The sequence below is a fragment of the Caulobacter sp. P4_E5 genome, assembly GCF_056401555.1.
The window spans coordinates 1-24752 of sequence record NZ_JBFUJD010000023.1; the positions used below are offsets into that span (position 1 = coordinate 1).

A 24752-nucleotide genomic window follows, 5' to 3' on the forward strand; every position below is an offset into this window, starting at 1 on the left:
GGGGGAGGTGGCCCGGAGGGCCGGAGGGGGCAGCTCGGCTTATGCCCAGATGGCCCCTCAGTCGCTCCGCGACGCCCCTCCCGGAGGGGAGCAGAGCACAGGAACGCCCGCCATGGGTCGGATGTCACCGTCGGTGTCGACGGGCGAATGTCCGGAATCTGGAGCAGCGAAGGGGTCGCTCACGGCGCGACAGCAAAGGGCGGCGAAAACAGGTTGGTATGAGGCGAGGGGAGTAGCCAATTCGCAGGAGGCGAACATGGCTCAACTTGACCTCTTCCTTTCGCCAAAGCGTCCCTGGAACACCGGCCGCATCATCGGCCCCAAGCCGCCGTTTAAGCCCAAGCACATCTGGGGAATCCGACAACAGCTCAAAGCGAACGGGCGCGTACGCGATCTCGCCTGTCAGCACGCCATCAGAGCTGCACAGACATGGGGCGCGGCCTTCGCTCTATCGCAATAGAGCTGCGAATAGGGAGCGACGTCCGACTGCATTCTCCGGCGAGAGGCCGTGCTGGGCGAAATGATCGCGCCAACGCGGGGTGGTTTGTGGAGGGGCCGCTTCCGGGCCTGTGTAAGGCTCCGGCGTCGCGGCTGGCGCCTCGTCGCACACCAGGATTTCGGAGGTGCGGTCCACCGAAATGTATTCGACCCAATGCACGGGCACTTGGTGAGTATGGCCGTCGTCGCCATGGACACTAATGTAATCGACGCGATTTTCGCCGCGGAAACCATGTGCCGTGACCTGGACCTTCTGTGCGCCCTGTTCGCCGCCCTGGCTTGCGGTTTTCAGGACGTTTCGGGTGACGCTGTCGGGGTGGCTGAAGCGACTTTCGCCCATGTAGTTGGCGATGGCTTCATGCTCCCAGAAGCACGAACCCTGGATGACGCCCGCATAGATGTCCTCGGCCGGGCGATGCTGCTGGTACAGGGGAATGGCCAGGATCGGCGCGAAACTGAAGTAAAAGGCCTTGAACAGCGCATTGTGGTAGTCGTTGAAATGTGCGCGCGCCGTCGCCAGGTCGTAGAAGCGGAACATCTCGGGCGCGGCGCTGATGTCCACGCTGGTAAGGTGCTTGGGCTCGACGGCGTTGATCTTCTGCAGCTTGGTGAAGACGAAATTGTCGCCGAAGCCGATGGCCTTGTCCTTGAGGATCTTCACCATCTCCTGCTGGGCCAGCGGGGTGAACAACATGCGGAACTGGACTTCATGATCGCGGTCTTCGGCGGCGAACAGGGCGTCGAATTCGCGGTTGGCCATCGGGGTGAAACCTGAGCCGGACGCAAGTTTGCGGGCCTTGGCCTCCAGCTTCTTGATTGCTTGGTCTTTGCGCCACTTGCCGATCATGCCGTCGTCCAGCCCCGACAGGGACGAGGGCCGGCGGCTGAAGTTCAGGTCCGGCGCCGCGTGGTTGCCGTAGATCAGGATCGACTCGGTCTCATAGTCGGGGAAAGGCTTGGTGACCGAAGCCCTCAGCGTCTGGGAGCGCGACACGGAGCTCGAGCGCCCGTTGGAATCGCGCACCTGCTCGGTCCAGTAGATCGTCAGGCTGCCGCTGTAGGTCTTCGACCCAATCCAATGGTTGAGGGTCTGGGCCATGATGAAGGGGTTGCCGTTGACGACGCCCGTATGGGCGAACATCACCGATCGGCTGTTGTTGAACGCGTCGTTCCAGCCGTAGGACTGATGCAGGTTGGTCAGGCGGGCATGGCTGAAATAGGGGTCCAGTTCGATTCTGGGGATGGTCTTGCTGACCAGCCTGGCAAAGATCCCCCAGTCGAACAGGCTATTCAGCGCCGCCATCTGGCCCCACGCCAGGGCCTCCTTTTCGGCGCGAGCCTCGGCCAAGGCCTGGGTGCGGCTGTTGCCCGCCTTGATGATGGGGTTGAGCTTGGCGAGGATCGCAGCCAGCAGAGCGACCGACCCCGCCAGCCAGGCGGGGTGATTGTTGTAGGCCAGGAACAGGGTCACGACGATCGCGAGGAAGGCTGCAACACGCAGCAGCTTCCACCATCGGGTGCTGGCGCCGGAGGCGTTGCCGCGCTGGTCCAGATTGCGGATTTCCTGAACCGTCTTGGCGTTGGCCGCCTCATCGATGCGGGAGCTGCGAACCAGGTCCTCGAAGAGGTCGGCCGTGTGCTGCCGGTGGGCATTCTTCAAGCCGGCCTGATAGTGGTCGAGCGGTTCGTAGATATCCCCGGTCAGAAGAAGGTCTCCCGGGCCGCCGCCTTGACCTCGGTCGTCGCGGTGAAGGGGATGCGGGTGGTGTAGCCGTTGCGCGCCGCCACAATCTGCTTGGCCGGCCAGGCGAAGATGTCCTGGTTCCAGATCGCCACGGTGTCGTTGTAGAGGGTGCGCGCGGCGGTGATTTCCTTTTGCAGATAGCTGTTCTGCTGCATGGCGTCGGCGATGGCGGCGTGGGCCTTCAGGTCCGGATAGGCCTCGAACGCCACGTTGATACGCGACAGTACGCTGTTCATCTCGGCCGAGGCGGCGTTGCGTTGGGCGTCTGCGCCCGTGCCTGCGTCTGCACCTGCGCCGCTGCGCAGGGCGGTGACGCTCTTCATCACGTCCTTGTCGAGATCAACGGCCTTGTTCAGAAGACCGACGACGTTGTTCAAGATGATAACGCGCTGCTCCAGATAGTTGTCGATCTGGGAAGCGTCGGCTTGGATTTTCTGCTGCAGCTTGCGCAGATAGGCCAGCGCATTGATCTTCATGAATAGGAAGATCAGGCCGGGCAGGACGCCCAGCGCAGCCACGACGACGCCGTTCTGCAGCGGTACCCACCCCAGGGTGAGACTGGTCAGGGCGATCGCGGGAATGGCGGCCCACAGCGCGATCTCGAAGATCAGGGAGCCCACGCCGATCGTCACGGGAATCTGCTTCTCGATGACATTGATGTCTCGCCCCGCCCGATTGACCGGACCAGTGACTTCGTCGAGCTCATTACCCATGAACCGTCCTCATAGAATGACGCCGTTTCGCCATGGCCAAGCTAGATCAGCGAACCGCTAAGATATTCTTTCGCTGGGAGAGAGCTTATCGCACACTTCAACCGAGAGGCGTCGCGTGTACTGTGGCAACGGTTTGGCGCCAGCAGCGCGGCTTCACGGCCTCACAACGTCGCCAAGGCGGCGGGTCTGGGTAGGGGCGAGCCCATGTTCAATAGGCGCGCATCTATACAGATGGGCTAGCAGTCAGCGCGGGCTACCGGCCGTACACAAGGCTTCCAACGTCGGAGATCTCAGACACGGCCGTCGTTTCAGGCGGTCTCTTCGAGCGCGTCGAGAGTCAGGCGCCGCACGACACCCAGGTCGCCATTGACCTCGACTTCCTCCCCATCCACGAACAGATGCGTCGCGTTCTGCACGCCCGAGACACATGGCTTGCCATACTCTCGGGCGACCAGCGCGCCATGCTGCAGGGCGCCGCCGACCTCAAGGATGATGGCGGCGGCGTTGACGAAGAGCGGGGTCCAGCCCGGGTCCGTGGCCCGGGCGACGAGAACCTCTCCCGGCAGCAACGGCTTCTCCGAAGGCGTGTTCAGAACCTTCACTCGGCCGATCGCCACGCCGGTCGAGACGGCGTGCCCGGGAACCTCGCCCGGACGCGCGGATGTCGGCCGGGGTGGCCGATGGAAGCGGCCACGAGAATCCATCAGGGGCGATAGGCTTTTGCACCGACTGGCGGCGTCAGTCACGTCGCGCCCCCGCGCCACCAGCGGCCTCAGGTCGAGGCGAGGATCGTCCGCCGCCGCGGTCACTTGCGGCAGATCGAGGAAGAAGATGTCCTCGATGGTGTCGATCCGCTTCAGCGCCGCCCAGGTCCGCGCCAAGTCCAGCATGTAGCTGCGGATCCGATCTATGGCCTCGACGGCTACGTATTTGTGGCTTTCCCGGAAGCCGCCCAGCGTCTCCACGGCCGCGCATAAGGCGTCAAAGCGCTGGACCAGGCGCGGCCGGCCCGAGAGGCGAGCGGCCAGCGCCGCCTGCGCGTGACGACGCGCCACCTGCCCGAGCTGGAAACGCTCGGACGGTGAGGTGGCGCCAGGCGGGGCGGCGCAGGCGCTCGCTAGTTCGTGCAAGAGGAGGTGCGGCGCCTCTCGGAAACGCGGCGCCGCGAGATCGATCTCTTTAGGTCCGCGATGGCCGTAGGAAGCGAGGAAGTCCTGCCACCCGGACAACAGGGTTGGCGACACCATGCCGCTCATCAGTCGTTCCGGCAGGGCGGCTGTCTCCTCTGGGGCGACAAGCGGCGCGAGCGCGTGCAGCGCAAGGCCCATCTCGATGGTCAGGTTGCCCGGCAGGGCCTGTTCGAGCGCATCGAGCTGCGCGCGGGTCTCGAGGTCGGGCTGGGGGAACAGCTTGGCGATACGGCCGAGCGCCACCCGGCTGGCGACGTACAGCACCAGCGTCTCGCGCAGGATGAAGCCCAGCGTGTGGGCCATCACGGCGTCCACGAAGGCGTCGGGGGCGAGCGCCTTGCCCTGGAGTTGGTCCAAGATCTGGCGGTGACGCCGCCACAAGCCCTCCCAACGCGCCCGCGCCCGCTCCGGCCGTCTCAAGCCCCGCATCGTATTGGTGATCCGTCGGGGCATCCGCCAAGCGAGAGCGGCGAGGAAGGGCAGCCGGCGCACGCCTGACGGCGCGAGCCGCGCGCGGTCGACGGCCGCTAGAGCCGAGCTGGCCAGGGGATCGAGCATCATGAGGTGGTTGAGGACCCGCGTCTCGCCCACCAGGCCCATGAAGTTGTTCAAGTTGAGATAGATGCGCCCCCCGCTGATCACCGGCAGCGCGCCCTGGGGGGCGACGGGCAAACGACCGCCGCCGTACATCTCGCGCCTTATCGCGGCGATCAGCCGCTCGATCACCGCCGCGCCCAGCGGGCTGAGCGGTTCGAAGATGCCGTGGATGCTGAGCGTCAGGTCCCAATAGAGGCGACGCCGCGCGCCCGGCGGCGTGGCCAGCCCGGCCGGGACCGGCAGGTGGGTGGTGATCGGCCGCGCCTGGAGTAGATGCAGGGCGCCGGCCTCAAAGGCCCACTCGACGTCCACCGGCCGGTTCCAGGCCTCTTCCACGCGTTTGAGCGCGCGGGTGAGCGTCGCCAGTTGATCGTCGTCGAGGCAGAAGGTGTCGCGCCGAAGGCCCGGGCGTTCGACGACGCCGTCGGAGGCCGCCAACCAGACGGAGCTCTCCTTGCCCCCGAGTGTCCGGCTCAAGACCGCCAGGGTTGTCTTGCTGACGATGAAGCTGTCCGGAGACGCCTTGCCGGACACAACCGTCTCCCCCTGACCCCAGTTGGCGTTGATCATCGCCTCGTCGTGGTCGTTCGTGAGCGGATTGATGGAGAAGGCGACGCCCGCGACCTCGCTGGCGATCTGCTGCTGGACGATCACCGCGATCGGCGGGAGATCGTCGCGCAGCCCCATCCTTCGCTTGTAAAGGATGATCCGCGCGTCGAGTGCGGAGGCGAAGCAGCGCCGGACCGCGGTCTCGACCGATGCGGCTTCGACGCCGAGAACGGTTTCGTAGGCGCCGGCGAAGGAGGCGCCATCAAGATCCTCGTCCGGTGATGACGAGCGCACTGCGAAGCGGTTACGGGCGCCAAATGGCGCGAGCGCGCGCGCCAGTCCCGCGCGCCTCTCCGCATCCAGGACGAGCGTGTCGCAAACCGACTTCAGCGCGTCACAGAGGTCGGGGACATCCTGCGCCTGGGCCACAGCGAGCGCCGCCCAGGCCGGATGGCGCGCGACCGTATCGATCCAGGGCGCGAAAAAGCCGACGTCGAGCACGATCCCGTCCGGCACGTGAAAGCCCGTCCGCATGAGTCGCAGGAGCCCGTCCGCCTTGCCGCCAATCTCGACGCGGCCCAGGGTCGTCTCCGACGCCAGTCGATGGATGCCCTGCATGCGTCTTCCTCCTAGGTGAGATGGATGAGATCGGTCACGGCCTGGGCCATGAACAGAGCGCCGAAAGCGCCAAACAGCAGGACCGCAATGGCCCGGCCATGCCGTTCAAGCCCCACCCGGATCCGGCCCAGCGCCAGGCGGGTGTGGCCAGGGGCGACCGCGGACGCGAACACCGGCAGGATCGTGGTCGAACAGAACACCAGGGTGATCGCCAGGATATGGAGGCCCGTGATCAGCTCGGGCGGGCGCCGCACATTCACGAGGCTGGCGGCGTAGACGTAGATCACCAAGTTCTTGAGGTTGATGAGCGGCGCGATCGAGCCGACGGCGAAGGTACGCGCGGCGGTCACTTCTCGCCGGGACAGCAAGGCCAGGGGCGCCCCCGCCAAAGGCGCGGCGCGGGTGAGCAGACGCCGCAACGCCACGCCCAGGAACAGTCCGCCAAGACCCAGCTTCAAGAGCGATGCGGCCAGGGCGAGCGACCCTCGCGAAGCGAACGGGGCCGCGCCCGTGGCCACCACCAGCACGCCGACGATCGTGTAGGTGAGCACATAGCCGGCTACATAGCCGTTGGCCTTGCGCAAGCCGTTCTCGCTGGCCAGCAGCAGCAGGACGATCAGGATCGAGCCGACCGAGACCATGCCGGCGGAGGCGATCAGGATGGAGTGGGTGATCGCTGAGTCCATGGACGTCCCCGCGCGGATTCCCGTCGACCGTCAGGCCGGTGGGAGAACCTCTTCCTGCGCGCCATAAAGACGCTGGGCCTGGATCCCGGCCGCGCGACATCGCTCAAGGAAGCGATCCGCCTCCTTCAGCTGCACGCTGTCGGGGGTGTACTCCAGGCCCATCAGATGCCGCATCCAAGGCTCCTGCCCCATGGCGTAGACATAGGCGCGCCGACACCCTAGTTCCCACACTGCGGACCAGGCGCGCTCGCAGTCCGAGCCTGAGAAGCGCCGGGATTGGTCGTTCGCCCGGCTGAGGGGACGGCTGAAGAGCGGGCCGTAGAGCCAACTGCCCGGCGCGCCCTCGCACTCCATGCCCAGGAACAGAATATCGATCGGCCCGACGCGCTCGGCGATCCGCTGGGACAGGCGGGGGTCGACGCCATCGCTGTCGACCATGAACATGAGCTTGCGGCCCTTGAGCGTCACAAGCACCGCCTGCTTGCTGGCGATGTCGAGGCCGCCATGCTCGCCCACGAAAGGCAGGCTCATGACCGCGCCATCGGCGAAGTCCACCTGCTCGAAGGGAGCGAGCGTCTGGACGTTGTCGAAGCCAAGCTCCCGCAGCATAAGCCGCATCGACGGATCGGCGAGATTCCCGCGGTCGTTGGGCGGGACGATAATCTTGCCGATGCGCCCACGTAGCTGCAGAAGCAGCTCGGCGAGCAGGTGGTCCTGGTGGGCGTGGGAGATCACCACCGCGTCGATCCGGTCGGGAAGGTCGTCGTAAGTGAGGCTGGCCAAGCCGTCGTCCCGCTGCCAAGCGACCGCCGGATCGATGAGGACGGACGTGGTCGCGGTCTGCAACAGCACGCAGGCGTGGCCGAAGTAACGCACACGGACGCCCTCGCCGTGAAACGTCGGCGCTTTCCGCGTCGGAGACCGCAAGGTGAAGAAGGTGTCCAGCGGCGGCGCGCCTGGGCCGGCGAGGAAGGCCAGGATTTCGGGCRCAATCCCGGCCGTGAGCCGCGCCCGCGCCAAGGCCTCCACCCGCGCGTCCGCGTAGGGTAGGTCGAGGAACAGGCGGCCGGGAGCGTCCAGCAGGGGCGTGTTCATGAAGAAGAGCCGCTCGCGATCGTCGACGGCGTGCAGACAGAAGCCCTGGCCCCTACGCCGGCGTAGCGCGTCGTAGGCGAGTTCCTCCATCAGCCGGATCCGCGGATGGCTCTTTAGGTCATATACCAGTTCCACGAGCCCGCCGATCGTCGGCGGCAGATCGGCGTAGAAGGCGTCCAGACTGAAACCGTCCGCGCTGTCGAGCGCCCGATCCAGCGCCTTCAGGTCTCGCGCGAAGGCCAAGAGGTCCGTGGAGGTCGCCTCCAGGTCCTCAAGGTAGCGCTGCGCCGCGGCGACGTCACCCCGGCCCAATGTGACGAACGGTCCGCCAAACAGCATGGGATCGAGGCTCGCCTGAGCGTGGACATCTGGATTGGCAACGAAGGACCGCAAGAGTGGAAGCAGGCGACCGGCGAGGTTCATGGCGTACTGGGCCGGTGGCAACAGATGCGGCCACAAGGGCCAGCGATCCATCAAGGGTTCAAGCTTGACGGTCGGCTTCAGCCATGCGGCCTCGCGGCACGTTTCGAGGGTGAGGGGCGCGTCGGCAAGCTCGATCATTGCTCGGCTCCTCGCGGCTCGAGGCTTCGCGTTAGGACACGGCGCGCCAGGCCCGCTTGGCGGGCGACCGCTCGGGCGCGGGCTCCGCTCTCGGCCTTCGGCGTGGTCGGCGGTCCGTCCAGATGCAGCGCCAGGGCCCGCACGGTCGAATGTTCGAAGAGATCCGTGACGCTCAGCACTTCAGGGCCGAGGCGTTCCCGCACGGACCCGACGAGGTCCACCGCGTCAAGGGAGGTCACCCCCACGTCGAGCAGGTTGTCGGTGACCTCGAAATCGTCGTGGCCGAGCTTGTGCGCGACAAGGCCGAACAGCCATTGTTCCAGCGCGGAGCCCCCCTTGACGGCGTGGACTTGCGGGGCCGCCGCCGCCAGGGCGTCGAAGTCGATCTTCCCGCTCAAGGTGGTTGGTATGCGCTCGACGAGGACAAAGCTCGAGGGCACCATGTAGGTCGGGAGTTGGCCGCGCGCGTATTCCCTTAGCGTCTCGGGCGTGCAACGCTCGTCGAACGGCGCGATATAGGCCACGAGAACGGGCTCGGTCCCGGGCTGGCAGCGAGTTCCGACGGCGCAAGCGCGAACCCAGGGACTGCGCAACAGCGCCGCCTCGATATCTCCTGGCTCGACCCGGAACCCTCGCACCTTGATCTGCCGGTCCAGCCGCCCCAGGAAGTCGATGCGCCCGTCGGCCGCGACGCGTCCAAGGTCCCCGGTCCTGAAGCCGCCGCCGCCGGCCCGCGCGAAGAAGCGTTGGGCAGTCTCGGCCGGCCGCTTGAAATAACCCCGCGGCGCCACGCCCAGGCCGGTCATGACGATCTCCCCCGGCACGCCCCGCGGCGCGACCAATCCGCCAGGGCTGACGATCTCGACGCCGGCGCTGGCGAGCGGACGTCCGACGATGCTGCGGCCGCCGTTGAGATCCGCGGTCGAAAGCTCGTGGAAGGTGACGAGGACGGTGCCCTCGGTAGGCCCATAGAGGTTCACCAACCGGCATTGATCGAGCGTACGCCTGTCCGTCCAAGTCTTGAGGGCGGCAAAATTGAGCGCCTCGCCGCCCAGAAACACGATCCGCGGCTGGATCGGCGCGCTGGCCAGGGCATCCTCCCGGACCAGGTGCATGAAGACCGTCGGCGTGTGGTTGACGACGCTCACCCCCTCGCGACGCAGCAGCGCGGCATAGCCTGCGATGTCCTGTGTGGTGGCGAAGTCGACCACCACGAGCCGACCGCCGTGCAGCAGGCAACCGAACATCTCCCAGATCGAGTAGTCGAAGCTGAAGGAGTGGAAGAGCGTCCAGACGTCGCGATCGGAGAAGTCGAACTCAGGGGCCGCCGCGAGCATCAGCGACAGCAGGTTGCGATGGGTTAGCACCACGCCCTTCGGGATCCCGGTGGAGCCTGAGGTGTAGATCATGTACGCGTCGCGATCTGGTTCGATCGGCGTGGCCAGATCATCTTCGGCTCTGCCCTCGCAGGCTGCGACAAGGTCTTCCAGAGCCAGTCCCCAGGCGTCGCCGCGAAGCTCGGACGAACCCACGATGAAGGACTGACCTAGGTCATCGAGGACTTGTCGTCGCCGTTCCTCCGGCAGACGCGGATCCAGGGGAACGTAGGTCTTACCGCTCTTCAGAACCGCCAGGATCAGGGCAACGGCGTACTGGCTGCGGTCGACGGCGACGACCACGGCGGACGCAGTCGGGGCGAGCTCGCCCAGGACCCGGGCCATCTGGTTGGCCACCGCGTTCAGTCGGCCGTACGTCCAATGTTCGCGCCCGAACGTGACGGCCGGAAGGTCCGCCTGACGGCGGACGACACGCTCAAACGCCTCGGGCGCGCCGCCTGAGTGAGCGTCGATCTGGGCGGCGATGGCGGCGGCCGCCGCCGCGCTGCCCAAGCGCGCGGGCGGGAGAGTCACCGATCCGACGGTGGCCGCCTCTTCCCCAAGGACCGCGCCGAGCAGCCGGCGGTAGGCCTCTTCGACGTCGATCTCGGCGAAATAAGCCCCGRGATCGAAGACGAACCAGTATTCCGAGCGTCGGGTCTCCACCGTCAAGCGGATTTCACCCGGCAGATGCTGGCGCGGGATAGGCAAGGCGGCGCAGACGCATTCCGCGAGGTCGAGCCCCAGTTCCTCCGGATAGGTGGTGAAGAGGCAGCTGAAGCGCGGCGAGATGTTGACGACCTTAGTCGCGTCGAAATCCTGGTAGCGATAGAGGCGGAACAGTTTGGACGCGATGTCCTCCCCAAGGGCGGCCAGGCTGGTGGCCTCGTCAAGGCGCAGGACAAGGGGCGCGGTGTTGACGAAACAACCAATGGAGCGGCGATGTTCTGGCGGGCGGTTTGGCACCGCATAGCCCACCACGAGAGTCTCGGCCGCCGGGACGAGGCGCTTGAGCATCCCGGCGTAGGCCGTCAGGAAAGCCCGAGCCGCGGGCGCCTTCAGCCTGGCGAGTTCGGGATCCACCCGCTCGCGCGGGATCCCGAAGGCGAGCACGCGGCCGGTGATCCCGCCGCGATCGTCCCGGGGCTGGGCAAGCCCGGGCAGCTCGAAACTGTCCACGCCCTCGAGCGCCTGACGGAAATGAGCGTCCGTGCGGTCGTCCCGCTGCGTTCGCGCGCGCACCGCACCGGCGTCCGAGATCAGCGCCCCAAGATCGACATCCTCGGGTCGCGGACTGTTGTAGAGCGTGCTTACGGCCGTGTAGCACATGGCGACGCTGTATCCGTCCGCCAGCAGATGCGGCGCCGAATGCAGCATGTAGACGCAGTCAGGCTGGGCGACGTACAGGCGACAGGTGAACAGCGGCCAGGCGCTGGGGGACGGGGCCGCGTGTTGCAGCTGCGCCGCCTCCGCCTGGACCTCGGCGAGGAAGGCCGTCTCGCTCTCGGCCGGCCCGCGGGTGACGATCTCGACCTGAGTGATCCGGCTGGGATCCGTCTCCCGGAACGTCTCGCCGCCGTCATCGACGAAGATGCTGCGGAAAGCGTCGACGGCGTTGACCACGCGTTCGATGCAGCGCGCGAGCCGATTGACATCGACAGGTCCGGTCAGCCGCAGCAGACCGCTCAGATTGTATCCCGCGTCCTGAGGGTGGAACTTGTGATGGTGCGTCAGGCCGCGTTCACCTGTGGTGAGTGCAAAGCGCATGGCGTTTCTCCGACGGTTCGCGCGGTTCAGGCCAGGACGGCCGCGTGGAATGCGGCCGGTTGGTCGCCTTGCGCCTGCTGGGCGCAGACGACGGCGAGGTTTCGCAGGACGGTGGCCATCATCACCGGCCCCACGCCCCCGAGGGCCGGTGCGACGTGTCCGGCGCGGGACAACGCCGCGTCCAGCGCCACGCCGTTCCGCAGCACGGGAACCAGGCGCTCACGCTTGTTGGAGTAGCGTTCGCCCACGTGCACCGGAGCGAAGTCTATGACCACCGCGCCTGGAGACAGAAAGCTGTCGTCGACCAGTTCGGGCGCGTTCACCGAAACCAACACCAGTTCGGCCTGCCGGGTGATGGCGCGTGCGGCGGGATCATCAGCCCAGGCGACCGCCACCTGGACATTGGCGCGGCAGGCCATCTGCAGAAGCCGCGCCACCACCAAGTTGTCGCGGATCTGATCCCCGGCGACGAACACATTGCGGCTCCGGATGGGATCAAAGCCGATCGGCTCCAGGAGCGCGCGGATCGCTGAGAGGGTGCTGCTGACCTTGCGGGTCTCATCGCTCAGGTCCACCAGGCCCTCGGCGAGATCATCGCCCAGGTCGTCGAGCGCCTCGTCCGAGGTGACGCCTTCCAGTTCCTTGTCCGGTCGAATGGCGGCGAACACGACGTGCTGTCGCATCGTGCGCGGCAGCGGCAGCAGCACCAGGATGCCGTGGACCTCCGGGTCGGCGTTGAGGGCCTCGATCCGGGCGATGAGCTCCTGTTCCGTCGTCTGGGCGTCCAGCATCTGGGTCCGCACCGAAATTCCAAGGCTCTCGGCGGCTTCCTGGTGCAGCGTGACTTGGGAGCTCTTGAGCAGCCCCCCTTCCTCTGTGGTGATCAGGGCCAACGTCGGCGAAACGCCGAACTGCGCCTTCAACGCCGCGATGCGGACCGCGGTGCGCGCATTGATTCCGTCGGCGACCGCCCGTCCTGAAATAAGCTGCCCTGCCATTGCCATTCCCCTGCTGTGATTGGCTAGTTCAATGCCAGCGCGGCCACGGCGGGCCGCGGCGTCCAACCTGCCGCCTGAACCCGCTCGTCGAACGCGAGCGCGAGGCGTTTGAGGTTTTCGGCGTTGCTGAACATGGTGAAGTGATCGCCGGGCGCCGGCTGGTAGGTATGGACGCCGGTGAAGTAAGGAGCCCAAGCGCGCTTGGCGGTGCGGTTCATCCGCAGCCGGTCGAACAGCGACTGCGGCTCCGGTTCCGAGGCCTCGAACAGCAGCAGGTTCGTTCGGGCTACGTCGCTCGGCGCATGGGCCTTCAGCAATCCGTGCGAGAAGACCCAGCGCTGGAAAAAGGCGGTGAGATCGTCGTCGGTCAGGCGCGTGTCGAGCACGCCCGCGCGGCGGGCCACGGCGATCGCGTCTGGCAGGGTGTCCACCCGCTGGCGCTCCATCGCGTCGAGCAGAGCCGGCTTGAAGTAGGAGGCCATCATGGCGGGGAAAGCCCCGACATAGTCGAAATTACTATCGGCGAAGGTGTTGTAGACTTCGGGCGGGTGGGAATCGAACATCACCACCGCCTCCACCTCGACACCGTCCCGCTGCAGCTGACAGGCCATCTCATGGGCGACATTGCCGCCGAAGGAGTAACCGCCGATCAGCAGGGGGCCGCCCTGATGCCGCTCCAAGATCGCGCGGCGATAGGCGCTGGCCAGGGCCGTCATGGACGCGTAGCCCTGGTAGGATTTCGGAAGGTCGAGACTGCAGACGCTGATATCCGACCGGAGCAGGCGCCCCAGGCGGCTGTAGCCATAGGTGCTGCCGCCGGCGGGATGCACCAGGAAAAGCGTCCGCGCATCCTGTGAGCCCAGCTTAGCGTAGGTGATCCAGGGCGTCGCCGCGCGCGAGACGCCGAGTATCTCCTGCGCCAGATCGCTCGCCGTCAGGGTCGCGACCTTGGAGTCGATCTCGATCTGGCAGCCAAAGAGGCCATTGAGCCGGTCGATGACTTCGATGGCGGTGAACGAGTCCGCGCCGGTATCGACGAAGCAGGTGTCCGCCGCGGGACGCTCGCCGCCGATGAATTCCTGCCAGACATCGAGGATCCGTTCGATGAGTTCGGGTTCGGCCGGAAGCTCGGCGTCAACCGAAGACGCCGCCGCGCTCGTGGCGCCAACCGAAGCCGCTGGCTCCGCCTTTGGCTCGATCCAATGGGAGACTTCCTGGAGCGGATAGGCGGGCAAGGGAACCGGGCGCCAGCCCGTGGACTCATAGAGGGGCGAAAGATCGATCGCGCCAGCGCAATAGAGCTTGGCCAATCCGGCGAGCAACATCTGGAGGGTGACGAGGGGGGCCGGCCGCGCCGCGACCGTCTCGAACCGCTCGCGTACGCCGAGCCGGGCCAGACGGTCCGGGAACGGCGCTTGCGACAGCTCGGCGCTGGCGCGGAGCGGCCACAGACGGCTGACCGCGTCCGCCTCGGCCAAGGTGAGTTCGACCGGCGCCGCCTCTGCGCTGCCGGTCGGCGTCTCGAGCGCGGCCAGCTGAAGGGCGAGGTCTTCGGCGTTCCGCACCAGCAGACAGGCCGTAAGCGCCCGCCGCCGCCGGCGCGCCGCCAGCGTGGCGGCCAAGTCCAGCAACGGCGCGCCGGCGTCCAGGCTAGCGAGCACGGCGCGCCTATAGGCGTCCCAGCTCTCGGGCGCGTCCACGCTGAGCGGGACAAGGTAATAGGGGAGGGACGGGGGATCGGCGGGAGCGGGGCCGGCCTCGTGGCGGCGCACGATGGCATGGGCGTTGGTGCCGCCGATCCCGAACGCACTGATGGCCACGGTGCGCAAGTCGGCCGCGTGGGCCTCGGTGGGGAAGGAAAACCGTTCGGTCGCGGCGGGCACGCCGGCATTGGCTAGGCGCAAGTTGCCGATCGGCGGCACGATGCCGCTTTCCAGCATCAGGACCGCCTTGATGACGGAGGTCAGGCCAGCGGCCACGTCAAGATGGCCAAGGTTGGCCTTCAAGGCCCCGAGCGGGATCTTACGCCCCTGTTCGGGGATCGAGCGGGCGAGCGCGGTCAGTTCGATCTGGTCGCCCAGCCGCGTGCCCGTACCGTGGGTCTCGATGTAGTCGATGTCCGCGCCCTCGATCCCAGCGAAGGCGTGAGCTTCCTCGATCACCGCGCTCTGGCCGCGGATCCCCGGCGCCGTGAAGCCGATCTTGTCGCTTCCGTCGTTGTTCACGGCCGTGCCACGGATGATGGCGCGGATGGTGTCCTTGGCCTCCAGCGCGTCGGCCGCCCGCCGCAGGACCACTACCGAACAACCGTTGCCCTTGATGGTTCCGGTCGCGTCCTGGTCGAACGGGCGGCACACGCCGTCCTTCGCCAGGATCATTCCGTCCTTGTAGGCATAGCCACCGTCCTGCGGCACCGTGATCGAGGCGGCCCCCACGATGGCGATATCGCAGTCACCAGAGAGCAGGCTCTGGCAGGCGAAATGGGTGGCCACCAACGAGCTCGAGCACGCCGACTGGATGGTGATCGCGGGTCCGGTGAGGTTGAGCTTGTAGGAAATCCTGGTCGCCAGGGTGTCCTTGTCGTTGCCGAGCAGGACCTTGTAGTTGAGTTCAGCAGGGTCGAAGTAGCGGCTGCGCAGGATGTTGTTGAGCAGGTAGGTGCTGAAGCTGCACGAAGCGAAGACGCCGACCCTGAGCCCTTCGGGAAAGCGCTCGTACCCTGCGTCCTCGATGGCGCGGTAGGCTTGCGTCAGCAGCACGCGGTGCTGGGGGTCCATGACCATCGCTTCGTACGGCGTGTAGCCGAAGAAGCCGTGATCGAAGCGATCCACCGCCTCCATCGCGAAATGCCGCATGATCCGGCCGCCGGAGGAYAGTGGCGCATCCGTGGCGAGATCCTTGCCCTCCACCAAGGCGTCGAAGAGTTCTTTGGGTGAAGAGCAGCGGGGATAGCGCCCCGCGAGACCCAGGATCGCAATATCCGTGTCACGCATGCCTACCTCATATAGAATGCATTTCTCTCTTTACTTGGTCGTTACAACGCGTCCCTCACAGGAAATTAATCCTGTGAGGGTGAATTCATATTCACAACTTTAAGCTTAAGATTAACATCTTCATAAATGCAACATAAAACTGTATAAAAAATTTCGCGTACTCAGCGGGTGTGATGCGCAAGCCGGCCGGCGTGGGGCGCGAGGAGGCGGGGCCCGCGAAACATGCGCCGGCTTAGTCGGCGGCGGTCCAGTCCATGGCGCGCCTTAGCCAAGCTTCGAACAGCACGGCCAATCGCAGGGCGAACAGGAGGTTGACTGCGATCAGCGGGATGGCGATGGCTGTCCAGCCCAGATGCTCCACGGGAGACATCAGGCCCTCGACATAGAGTCTGCGCAGGCAATAGGCGCCGTACGGAACGCTGAGCAGGCTGGTAAACAGAAACGGGCAATAGGCTCTGTAGACCGCCGCCTGGCCGAGATGGCCGACGATGTGCAGGAGATAGCCAGTCAGGACCCCGGCCCAGAGGCCTGGAGCGTGAAATACGACGCTGGCCAGGATCACGAGGGACAGGATGACGAACTGCTCCAGGATCGCCAGGGCTATGGCCGGGGTCGACAGTTCCCCATAGCGTCTCACGATCCTGGCCCCGACGGTCGGATAGCGCCTGGAGAGTGCGGCCGCGTTCCTGGCCAGCCAGGGCTTGAGCATGATGATTTCTTCGAACTCGTGGAGCATGAAGACGATTGCAAAAGACCACATGAGGGAGTCGAGGCTCATGGCGCGCCCTCCCGCCGATCTGCGGCCAAGCCGTTGGGCTCGGCGGGACGCGGCAGGCCCGACGCGCCCACCCACCGCGTTCGCGACCGGGTCTGCGTACGGCAGATCATGATCACGCAGCCATCGACCTTGAGCGCGCCGTCGGCGCCTAGCCGCATCTTAGAGGCATAGAGCTTGCCGCTCTTCGGATCGTAGATCTTGCCGCCGCTCCACAACCAATCCTCGCTGGGCGTCAATCCGCTCAGCATCTGGACGCCCAGCACGCGTCGTTGACGCAGCTCCGGATTGGGATTCTTGACATCACGCCGCGGTCGGCCGCTCTCGTCGTTCGGCGATTTCAGCCAGGTGATGCGACCGCAGAGCTTCTGCGCCTCGCCCGGACAGGGCGCGATCTCCACCCGCGCCGATCCGTTATCCACCAGCCACTCCCCCACTGGAGTCGGCGAGGCCATGGCCGCGTCGAAGGGAGCCAGCAGGGTTCCCAGAAAAAGGGCGAGTTTTCGCCCGCACAAGACGCCTGTTGTCGACATCGCGGGCCCCCCCCGGCCCGCAAGGGCGGCCGGCTATTGCAGATCCACGAGGCGAGGCGGCTGTTCACCTGAACACTGATTACATCTTCAGATGGCGCATCGTCCCTTTTCCCTTGCAGGATGATTGATGTTGCTACAACCTATGGACGTCAAGGGGGTGGCGAAAGATTTTGGGTTGGGGGTTCATTCGCGACATTCTATCCGGTCTGCCGAACCCTGTTGTCGAACGGCGGTAGAGAGCTTCTGTTGTCTAGTCGACTGAGCGTACGTTGCGCGAATGTTCTGCATCGGGACGCCGAAGACCTGGCGCGGCCGGGGCCAAGACCATGAGCAGGCCGGACGAGGCCGCTCGTCCCAGTAATCGGTTTCAGTCTCTTCCCTGCCGCCGACACACCTTACCTGCTCGTCCGGGTGGAGACCTCCGGAGGCAGTCGCATTGAGGCTACCGATTACGCCGGTGATGTATTTCCTGATCGCCAGCGAGTCTGCCGAATTCCACACACTCATCGGCGCGGCGCTGTTGCGAGGACGTGTCCGGGCCTAGGCGGCAGCGCCGGGACGCGCCTTGGGAGGATGAAGTGACGGGTCTACCTCATGCTGGCGCGTCCGCCGAACTGGGTCGCTGCTGCGCCCTGGAGAGGAGGCTGGCAGCGGCATTTCGAGGCATCGATGTCGCGTATCAAGTGGCGACTCCCGAGATGTATGGCGCGGAACTGTTTCCGGAGGAGATGGCGGCTGTTTTTCGCGCAAGGCCGAGCCGGCGCCGTGAATTCGCCGCTGGCCGCGCGGCGGCCCACGCCACCTTGAAGAGGCTCGGACAGGATCGGGCGCCTCTCCTCCCGGACAGGGATCGTGTCCCGATCTGGCCGCCGGGATTCATCGGGAGCATATCTCATTGTGATCTGGCCTGCTGCGCCGTGTCAGCCCAACGGTCCGGTGTCTTGGGTGTCGGCGTGGATCTCGAACGCGCCACGCGGCTGGAAGAAGGCGTCGTCAGACTTGTTGTCGACGACTGGGAAAGGATCGCGCTTGCTTCCCTGCCAATCGCCCGCGAAGCCTGTTGGCCAACAATCATCTTCAGCGCCAAGGAGGCCTTCTACAAAGCGTATTTCCCGTTCACGAGAACATTCCTCTCGTTCCTGGACGTTTCCATGACCTTCACGCAGGAGAAAGCCGGGGAGGGAACCTTTGGGGTTCGAAGCGTTTGCGGGGGCCTTTCGGACATTCTCGCAAGTCACCCATTCGTGGGGCGATGGAGTGTCGCGGACGACATCGTCCTAGCCGTCGCCGCCATCCTGCAAAATGGGCCGGGCCGATAACCCGAAGGCCTATCCTGGGAACATGGCGGCCCTGGCTGCCGTACTGTCGATGCAGGCCAAAGCTCGGCCTCGGCGGCCGGCTCGCTGCGGAAAAAACGCCCCTCCCGCAATTAGCTGCGAGTCCGCTACTGCTCCGTCTTGAACATGTTCTGGAAGATGAGCGGACCCCAGACGGACCCGCGGGCGTGAACCAGTGCGCCGCCCTCGTCGAACCGCCCCAAATTGACGGGAGCGAAGCCGAGCTGTTTGGCCAGGGCCGCCACGGGCGCGACCGCATCTTCGTCGTCGCTTGCGAGGAAGACGACGCGGTGGCCGCCAACGACGACTGGATCCGCCGCCAGGGCGGTGGCGCCCAAGTGGTTGAATCCCTTCACGACCTTGGCGCCGGTGTAGAGTTTGGCGACGAACGCGGAGGACAGCAGGCCGTCCATCTCTTCTAGCGGAGCCTGCGAGTTCGTCGCGTCGACGAGGGTCTTGCCTTCCCAGCTCGGCAGAGCTCTGGCGACATCTCGATGAGACTCGGAACGAACAGCCAAGAATATCGTGTCGGCCTTGAGAGCTTCCTGCAGGGACTTGGCGATGACCGTCGGGCCGATAGCCCTTGCCTGCGGCGCCAAGACCTCGGGCGCGTGCCGGCTAGCCACGGCCACCTCCATGTCCCTGCGGGCGAAGGCGTGGGCCAGGGCCTGGCCGATCTTGCCGAAGCCTATGATCGCGTTGCTCATGATGGTTCTCCTGTGGTGTTGGGATCAGCCGCGCGGGGCGATCCGGCACGAATTCAGATGGCCGAGAAGCCGCCGTCGACCGCCAGCTCCACCCCGTTCACGAAGCTCGAATCGTCCGAAGCCAGGAACAGGGCGGCGGCCGCGATTTCCTCGGCGCGCCCCATCGTTCCCCTTGGGATCAGGGACTCGAACATCTTCTTGGCCTCTTCGGTCAGGACCTGATCCTGCATCGGCGTGGCGATCGGCCCCGGATGCAGCACGTTCACCCGGATGTTTCGGCTCTTCAGCTCGTTAAGCCATCCGCGTGCGAAGGCGTGCAGGGCCGCCTTGCTGGCCGCATACACGCTGTAGCCGGGGAACCCTTTGATCGAGGCGACCGACCCGGTCATGAAGATCGACCCGCCGTCGTTGAACAGCGGCAAGGCCTTCTGCACCGTGAAGAGCGTGCCACGCGTGTTCAGGCCGAAGGTCGTATCGAAGTGCTGCTCGGTGATCTCGCCAAGGAGGACAGCTTCGCCCGTGCCGGCGCTCGCGTAGAGCACGTCGATCTTGCCCTTCTCGCGCTTGACCGTGTCGAACAGACGGTCGAGGTCGTCGAGATTGGCCGCGTCGCCGCGCACGCCCGTTACGTTTCGGCCGATCGCCTTCACCGCATCGTCCAGCGCCTCCTGCCGTCGGCCGGTGATGAACACATAAGCGCCCTCCTCGACGAAGCGTTTGGCGCTGGCCAGCGCCATGCCGCTCGTTCCACCCGTGACGACCGCCACCTTACCGTCAAGCTTGCCCATGACCTTCTCCTTCTAGGCTCCGTTTGGTCGCCCCAGGACGATCCAAGAGCCCCGAAATAGGTCTGACGGCGCCGGACATTCAGTGCAGAACAACGCACATCGGTGGTGCGTAAACGATCCGCAAGACTGATCGAACTCCGTGACGTGGGCGGTGGGAGCCTTTGCGGGCTGCGCATCACGGTGCAAGATTGCACCATGCAAAAGGTCGACTGGGACGATGTTCGCTACTTCCTCGCCGTCGGGCGCGGCGGCTCGGTCAGGGCCGCCGCCGAGCGTCTCGGCGTGAACCACGCGACCGTGCTCCGGCGCATCGCCCAGCTCGAGCAACGGCTCGGGGTGCAGGTCTTCGAGAAGCGGCCGTCGGGCTACCGCCTGACGGCGGCGGGCGAGGAAGTCGTCGAGTTCGCTCAGCAGATGGAAGCGTCGTCTCATCAGCTGGAGACGCGCGTCTTCGGACGGGACCAGAGCGCTCGCGGACTTCTGCGGGTCACGCTGCCGCCGTTCCTGGCGACCCACCTTCTCATGCCGGACCTGGCCGAGTTCGCTCGCCTGCATCCGGACATCGAGATCGAGATCCTATCGACCGGCGAGGTGGCGAACCTGACCAACCGGGAGGCTGACGTGGCGATCCGCTTCGTCGTCGACCGTAAGACTCTGCCGCTCAATCTCCACGGCCTGATGGGACCGCAGCTGGCCGGCGGGGCCTACCTGTCCCGCGATCTGCTGGCCAAGTGGCGAGCGGGCGCGACTGGGCCCATCCGGCCGATCGTCATCAACGATCGTGGCGTTCCCGACTGGGCCAACGCGGGCGAGGTCCGCGCGGCCGGGACGCCGTTCAGGGCTCCGGACGCCGATGCGCAGGTCGCCGCGGTGCGGCAAGGGATCGGGATGACAAGACTGCCGTGCTTCGTCGGCGACGCAGATCCCTTGCTGGCGAGGGCGCCGGGCATCGAACCACGCCTCAACGGCGCGCTCTGGATCCTCACCCAGGGCGAGACGCGCAAGACCAAGCGCGTGCGACTCTTCACCGAATTCGTGTCCCTGAGGTTCGCTGGCTACGCACCGCTGCTTGCGGGACGGTCCGTATTCGCTGACGACGCGCGGCAGGTCACCGGCGACACTTGAAACGGGACAAGCCATCGAACGCATCTGGTGCTGGCGTTCGAATTAAATTGGGGCGAGGTCACACCGCGCTGAATGTCCGGTTTCCGCAGCGCAGCCAATTTCCGCTCATGGCGCGGCTCGGCCACCGAAGCACTCATCGGGCGCTGGTCGGCGTGGGCAGGTCGTGAAAGGATTGCGTCGGCCTGGACCCAGGTCCGGAGGCGCGAAATGACTTCGAAGTCTGAATTCCGTCTCGATCGTCGGGCGCTGGTCGCCAGCCTATTGGCCAGCCTGTACGGCGGGGTGATCGTCCCTGTTCAGGCCCAGCCGCGGTTCAAGGCGCCCGTCGTGGACAGGCTGACGCTGCAGGTGCTGATCGACAACGCGACCTTCGGTCCATTCCTGCCCAACCTGTCCTTGCCTGGCCTGGAAGTTCACCGCGAAACCGGCGACCGTCGGCCCCGGATGTCGCGCCAGGCCTTGAAGGCCGAGTTCGGACTTTCGATCCTGGGCACTTCGCAACTGGGTGACCAGACCCGGCGCGTGCTGGTTGATTTCGGCTACACGCCGGAAACTCTGACCAACAACCTCACCCTGCTCGGCATCGATCCCGACCAGTTCGACGCGGCGGTGCTGAGTCATGGCCACCTTGATCATTATGGCGGCTTCGGAGGTCTGTTCGCAGGTCGGGCGGCCAAGGACCGCCACCTGCCGCTTTATGTCGGCGGCGAGGAAACCTTCTGCGAGCGGGTGGCGATGATCGCCTCGCCGCCGCCGGTCATGGGCGCGCTGGACCGCGACGAGCTGGCCAAGGCCGGGCTCGCCGTGCGCATCGCCCCCACTCCGGAAGTGGTCGCTGATCAGGCCTTCACGACAGGTGTCATTCCGTTGAAGTCCTTCGAGCGCGCCGCGATCCCTACGGCGATGCGGGCGGGTGTGGGCTGCGATGCCGCCAAGCTCTCGGTGGGCAAGCGCGACGGTCAGACGCCCGACGACGGCGAGCACGAATTGGCCACCTGCTATGTAGTTAAGGAGCTTGGCCTGGTGGTGATCTCGTGCTGCAGCCATCGGGGGGTGCTCAACGCTGTTCGCCAGGCACAGGTGCTGTCGGGCGTCGAGAAGGTTCACGCCGTGGTCGGCGGCTTCCACCTGGTCCGCCCGCGCACTGAGGACGAGGCTCGGCGCACGGCGGCGGAGTTCCTCAAGATGGACCCGACCTACATCATCCCGATGCACTGCACTGGCGAGGTATTCATCGCCGAGGCGACACGGCTGATGCCCGCCAAGGTGATCCGCCCCTATGTGGGAACGCAGTTGGTGTTCGACGCGAGCGCTTGAGTAGCGCGCGCACCTCGCCCGACCGTCACTTCGCGGAAGACGGCGGGGTGGGCGCCATCATTCCATCGCGCTCACCGGCTGAAGGTCGAGAAACCGGCACGATGCGAAGTTCCGCTCCTGGCGTATGCCGCCAGTCGGGTAGGCATCCGCCGCTAGTGACCTTCCACCCGTGCGTTTTGCGACGCGAAGAGTCAGTGCGCCGCAGCTTCGATCAGCTTGGCGACCTCGTGGGGATGAGAAATCATGACCACATGCGAAGCGCCGGGAACGATGGCCACTTTCTTGGCTTGAGCGCGCTCGGCCATCCACTGCATGGCGGCCGGCGGGATGTTTCGGTCGGCGTCGCCATAGGCCCACCACGAGGGGATGACCTTCCAGCCGGTGGCGATCGCCTTTTCCATTCCGGCCACATCGGTGAGCGGACGTTGAGCCACGGCCATCAGTCTGGCCTTGGCCAACGGAACGTCGGCGGCGAATTGGGCCGGGAACTTATCCTGCTGGATGTAGAGATCATGGGCGCCGCCTGGCAGATCGACGGGTTTGTCCAACGCGCCAGACAGGGTGCTGCCCTGGAATTTCCCCGAGAGTTCGAAGATGCTCTCGCCGACCTCGGGGGCAAAGGCGGCGACATAGACCAGCGCTTTGACGTTGGAAGCGCCGTCGCTGGCGGCCGAGATCACCGCGCCGCCGTAGGAGTGGCCGACCAGGATCACCGGGCCGGCGATCGAATCGAGCACCGCCCGCACGACGGCCGCGTCGCTTGCCAGGCCGCGCAGCGGATTGGCGACGGCCACGACGGAGTAGCCGTCGCGGGTCAGGTCGGCGACCACGCCGTTCCAACTGCTGCTGTCGGCGAAGGCGCCATGAACGAGGACAACCGTCGGCTTGGTCTGTCCGTGTGCGGCGGTGAGGCCGTCAGGCCGAGAGCCAGGGCCAAGGCGAACACTTTCTGGTTCATGGAAGATATCCTTGAAAGAGGAAGAGGGTAGGGAGCTCGTGCTGGGGCCATTCCATCTGGTCCAACGCAGGTCGGTGGAAATTCCTCATCGGCGCCGAGCGCGAAATGTGAGGACTTCCTCCCGGCCTGCGTTCTGCCTTCTCGACAGCCGATCCGCTTTGGTCGTTGGACAGAAGGCGAACTCTCTGATGGGAATGGCGCGAGAGGGGCCCATGAGCGACACTGCCGACGCCGCCGCGCGCGCGGACGCGTTCGCCCGGCAGGCCGCGGCGATGCGCGGCCCCCTGGCGGCCTATTTCCGCCGCCGGATCCGCAACGCCGGCGAGGTGGAGGATCTCGTGCAGGAGGTCTTTCTGCGCCTGACGGTGCGTGGCACGCCCGACCATGCCGATCACGCCAGCGCCTACATCTTCCAAGTCGCGGCCAGCGTGCTGGCCGACCGCCATCGCCGCCGCACGGTCAGGCGCGCCGACGAGCATGTGGCGCTGGACCCCGACCTTCAGGCCGAGCTGGATTTCGATCCCGCCCGCATCTATGCCGGCAAACAGGCCCTGAATGCCGCCGCCGCCGCCCTGATGACCATGCCCGAACGCACGCGGACGATCTTCCTGCTTCGCCGGATCGACGGTCTTCGCCACCAAGCCATCGCCAAGCAGCTTGGCCTGTCGGTCAGCGCGGTCGAAAAGCATATGGTCCGCGCCATCGAGCATCTGATGGCCCATGCGGGAGGCGCCCAATGACCCGCGACGCCCTGACCCCGGCCCAGGCCGCCGCGCGATGGCTGGCCCGCGACGACCGCGACCAGTCGCCCCACCGCGAGCGGCTCGCGGCCTGGCTGGAGGAGAGCGCGGAGAACCGTGACGCCTGGCGCCAGGCCCAGCGAATGTGGGACGTTTTCGACGACGCCGACGACAGCGACCTGGTCGCCGCCCTCGCCCGGGCGGCTAGGCGGGCCGGACCCCAGCCCCAGGCCGGGCCTCTTCGGCCCTGGCTGATCGCGGCCTCGATCGCCGTCGCGGTGGTTTCGGCGACGCTGGTCGCGGGCGCGTGGCAGGGTTGGTTCGACCGTTCGGCCAAGCCGGTCCAGGTCGCGGCCGGCGCGGCGTCGTCGCTCGCCACCGTCGGACGGGCGGACTACCTCACGGGCGAAGGCCAGAAGTCCATCGTCGACCTGCCGGACGGGACGCGTGTCACCCTGGACGCCGACAGCGCCCTCGACGTCGTCTTCGCTGGCGGCCGGCGCGACGTGCGTCTGCTGAAAGGCCACGCCTTCTTCGACGTCGCCCATGACCGCACCCGTCCGTTCGCCGTGCGGGCGGCCGGGCGCGTGGTCACCGCGCTGGGCACTCAGTTCGACGTGCGGCTGGCGTCGGGGGCCTTGCGGGTCGTCCTGGCCGAGGGAAGCGTGTCGGTGAGTTCACTCCCGGGGGAGCCGTCCGCGCCGCCGATCAAGCTGTCGCCCGGCCAAGCCTTCTCCGCCCGGCCGGGAACCCCCGGCGAGGTGTCGCCGGTCGATCTGGACGCAGCCCTGACGTGGAAACAGAGCGTGGTGGAATTTCGCGACCAGCCGCTGTCCGAGGCGGTCGGCGTGCTGAACCGCTACACCCGAGCCCAGATCGTCATCCGGGATCCCAAGGTCGCGGCCTTGCGCATCACCGGGGTCTTCAAGACCGGCGACGTCGAGCGGTTCGGGCGTTCGGTCTCGCAGGTCCTGCCGGTGAGAATGATCGCCCGCAACGGCGAAACCTACGAGTTGGTCTCGACACGGCGCTAGGCGCCGTATCCGTTGAGGAGTTCTGGAAAGGCCGCGTTCTCCCTAGTAGAGCG

The 24752-nt window shown here is 66.2% G+C and carries 18 protein-coding genes and 2 pseudogenes; 7 read left to right on the forward strand and 13 right to left on the reverse strand.

Annotated elements, in window-relative coordinates:
- Positions 1–256 precede the first annotated feature (256 nt).
- Positions 257–400 (forward strand): annotated as a pseudogene (locus AC1DSO_RS09620) (integrase); the annotation flags it as partial.
- 48 nt (positions 401–448) lie between these two features.
- Here the strand turns inward: AC1DSO_RS09620 and AC1DSO_RS09625 are convergent.
- The 10 genes from AC1DSO_RS09625 to AC1DSO_RS09670 all read right to left on the reverse strand — a co-directional run bounded on the left by AC1DSO_RS09625 (position 449) and on the right by AC1DSO_RS09670 (position 16582).
- On the reverse strand, positions 449–2305 hold the full coding sequence (locus AC1DSO_RS09625; protein ID WP_477068646.1) for an MAG1210 family protein: 1857 nt from the start codon (positions 2303–2305) through the stop codon (positions 449–451).
- The gene (locus AC1DSO_RS09630; protein ID WP_477068608.1) at positions 2200–2955 is read right to left on the reverse strand and encodes a LemA family protein; all 756 of its coding nucleotides are present in this window, start codon (positions 2953–2955) and stop codon (positions 2200–2202) included. The genes AC1DSO_RS09625 and AC1DSO_RS09630 overlap by 106 nt, the downstream gene beginning before the upstream one ends.
- Before the next feature lie 308 nt (positions 2956–3263).
- The gene (locus AC1DSO_RS09635) at positions 3264–5909 is read right to left on the reverse strand and encodes a PEP/pyruvate-binding domain-containing protein (RefSeq protein ID WP_477068609.1); all 2646 of its coding nucleotides are present in this window, start codon (positions 5907–5909) and stop codon (positions 3264–3266) included.
- A gap of 11 nt (positions 5910–5920) precedes the next feature.
- The gene (locus AC1DSO_RS09640; protein WP_477068610.1) at positions 5921–6595 is read right to left on the reverse strand and encodes a GAP family protein; all 675 of its coding nucleotides are present in this window, start codon (positions 6593–6595) and stop codon (positions 5921–5923) included.
- A gap of 30 nt (positions 6596–6625) precedes the next feature.
- Positions 6626–8251, reverse strand: coding sequence for an MBL fold metallo-hydrolase (locus AC1DSO_RS09645; RefSeq protein ID WP_477068611.1), 1626 nt, complete (start codon positions 8249–8251; stop codon positions 6626–6628).
- Positions 8248–11394 carry a non-ribosomal peptide synthetase gene (locus AC1DSO_RS09650; RefSeq protein WP_477068612.1) on the reverse strand — a complete coding sequence of 1049 codons (3147 nt, stop codon included), beginning with the start codon at positions 11392–11394 and terminating at the stop codon, positions 8248–8250. Before AC1DSO_RS09650 ends, AC1DSO_RS09645 begins: the two co-directional genes overlap by 4 nt.
- Positions 11395–11420: 26 nt before the next feature.
- Positions 11421–12392: a tetrahydrofolate dehydrogenase/cyclohydrolase catalytic domain-containing protein gene (locus AC1DSO_RS09655; protein WP_477068613.1), complete on the reverse strand. Its 972-nt coding sequence runs from the start codon at positions 12390–12392 to the stop codon at positions 11421–11423.
- Between the two features lie 23 nt (positions 12393–12415).
- Positions 12416–15385 carry a beta-ketoacyl synthase N-terminal-like domain-containing protein gene (locus tag AC1DSO_RS09660; protein ID WP_477068614.1) on the reverse strand — a complete coding sequence of 990 codons (2970 nt, stop codon included), beginning with the start codon at positions 15383–15385 and terminating at the stop codon, positions 12416–12418.
- A gap of 232 nt (positions 15386–15617) precedes the next feature.
- Positions 15618–16163 (reverse strand): HXXEE domain-containing protein, encoded by a 546-nt coding sequence (locus AC1DSO_RS09665; protein ID WP_477068615.1) that lies wholly within the window; start codon positions 16161–16163, stop codon positions 15618–15620.
- Positions 16160–16582, reverse strand: coding sequence for a DUF2147 domain-containing protein (locus tag AC1DSO_RS09670; RefSeq protein ID WP_477068616.1), 423 nt, complete (start codon positions 16580–16582; stop codon positions 16160–16162). The genes AC1DSO_RS09665 and AC1DSO_RS09670 overlap by 4 nt, the downstream gene beginning before the upstream one ends.
- 839 nt (positions 16583–17421) lie before the next feature.
- Between AC1DSO_RS09670 and AC1DSO_RS09675 the strand changes: the two are divergent.
- Together AC1DSO_RS09675 and AC1DSO_RS09680 are read left to right on the forward strand one after the other, a co-directional pair.
- Positions 17422–17601: pseudogene (locus tag AC1DSO_RS09675) on the forward strand (phosphopantetheinyl transferase); the annotation flags it as partial.
- 45 nt (positions 17602–17646) lie between these two features.
- Positions 17647–18012 (forward strand): 4'-phosphopantetheinyl transferase superfamily protein, encoded by a 366-nt coding sequence (locus tag AC1DSO_RS09680; RefSeq protein WP_477068647.1) that lies wholly within the window; start codon positions 17647–17649, stop codon positions 18010–18012.
- 125 nt (positions 18013–18137) lie between these two features.
- On the opposite strand, the gene AC1DSO_RS09685 is transcribed toward AC1DSO_RS09680, so the two are convergent.
- Both AC1DSO_RS09685 and AC1DSO_RS09690 read right to left on the reverse strand, forming a co-directional pair.
- Positions 18138–18737: an NADPH-dependent F420 reductase gene (locus tag AC1DSO_RS09685; RefSeq protein ID WP_477068617.1), complete on the reverse strand. Its 600-nt coding sequence runs from the start codon at positions 18735–18737 to the stop codon at positions 18138–18140.
- A gap of 53 nt (positions 18738–18790) precedes the next feature.
- A complete protein-coding gene (locus tag AC1DSO_RS09690) occupies positions 18791–19525 on the reverse strand; it encodes an SDR family NAD(P)-dependent oxidoreductase (RefSeq protein ID WP_477068618.1) in 735 nt (244 codons plus the stop codon).
- A 195-nt stretch (positions 19526–19720) separates the two neighbouring features.
- Between AC1DSO_RS09690 and AC1DSO_RS09695 the strand changes: the two genes are divergently transcribed.
- Both AC1DSO_RS09695 and AC1DSO_RS09700 read left to right on the forward strand, forming a co-directional pair.
- Positions 19721–20650, forward strand: coding sequence for a LysR family transcriptional regulator (locus tag AC1DSO_RS09695; protein ID WP_477068619.1), 930 nt, complete (start codon positions 19721–19723; stop codon positions 20648–20650).
- 207 nt (positions 20651–20857) lie between these two features.
- Positions 20858–21967, forward strand: coding sequence for an MBL fold metallo-hydrolase (locus AC1DSO_RS09700; protein ID WP_477068620.1), 1110 nt, complete (start codon positions 20858–20860; stop codon positions 21965–21967).
- 191 nt (positions 21968–22158) lie between these two features.
- Here AC1DSO_RS09700 and AC1DSO_RS09705 read toward each other — a convergent pair whose 3' ends face one another.
- Positions 22159–22797, reverse strand: coding sequence for an alpha/beta fold hydrolase (locus AC1DSO_RS09705; protein WP_477068621.1), 639 nt, complete (start codon positions 22795–22797; stop codon positions 22159–22161).
- Between the two features lie 340 nt (positions 22798–23137).
- Between AC1DSO_RS09705 and AC1DSO_RS09710 the strand changes: the two genes are divergently transcribed.
- Both AC1DSO_RS09710 and AC1DSO_RS09715 read left to right on the forward strand, forming a co-directional pair.
- Positions 23138–23665 carry an RNA polymerase sigma factor gene (locus AC1DSO_RS09710; protein ID WP_477068622.1) on the forward strand — a complete coding sequence of 176 codons (528 nt, stop codon included), beginning with the start codon at positions 23138–23140 and terminating at the stop codon, positions 23663–23665.
- Entirely contained in the window at positions 23662–24699 is a 1038-nt protein-coding gene (locus AC1DSO_RS09715; RefSeq protein ID WP_477068623.1) for a FecR family protein, read from the forward strand. The genes AC1DSO_RS09710 and AC1DSO_RS09715 overlap by 4 nt, the downstream gene beginning before the upstream one ends.
- The last annotated feature ends 53 nt before the right edge of the window (positions 24700–24752 follow it).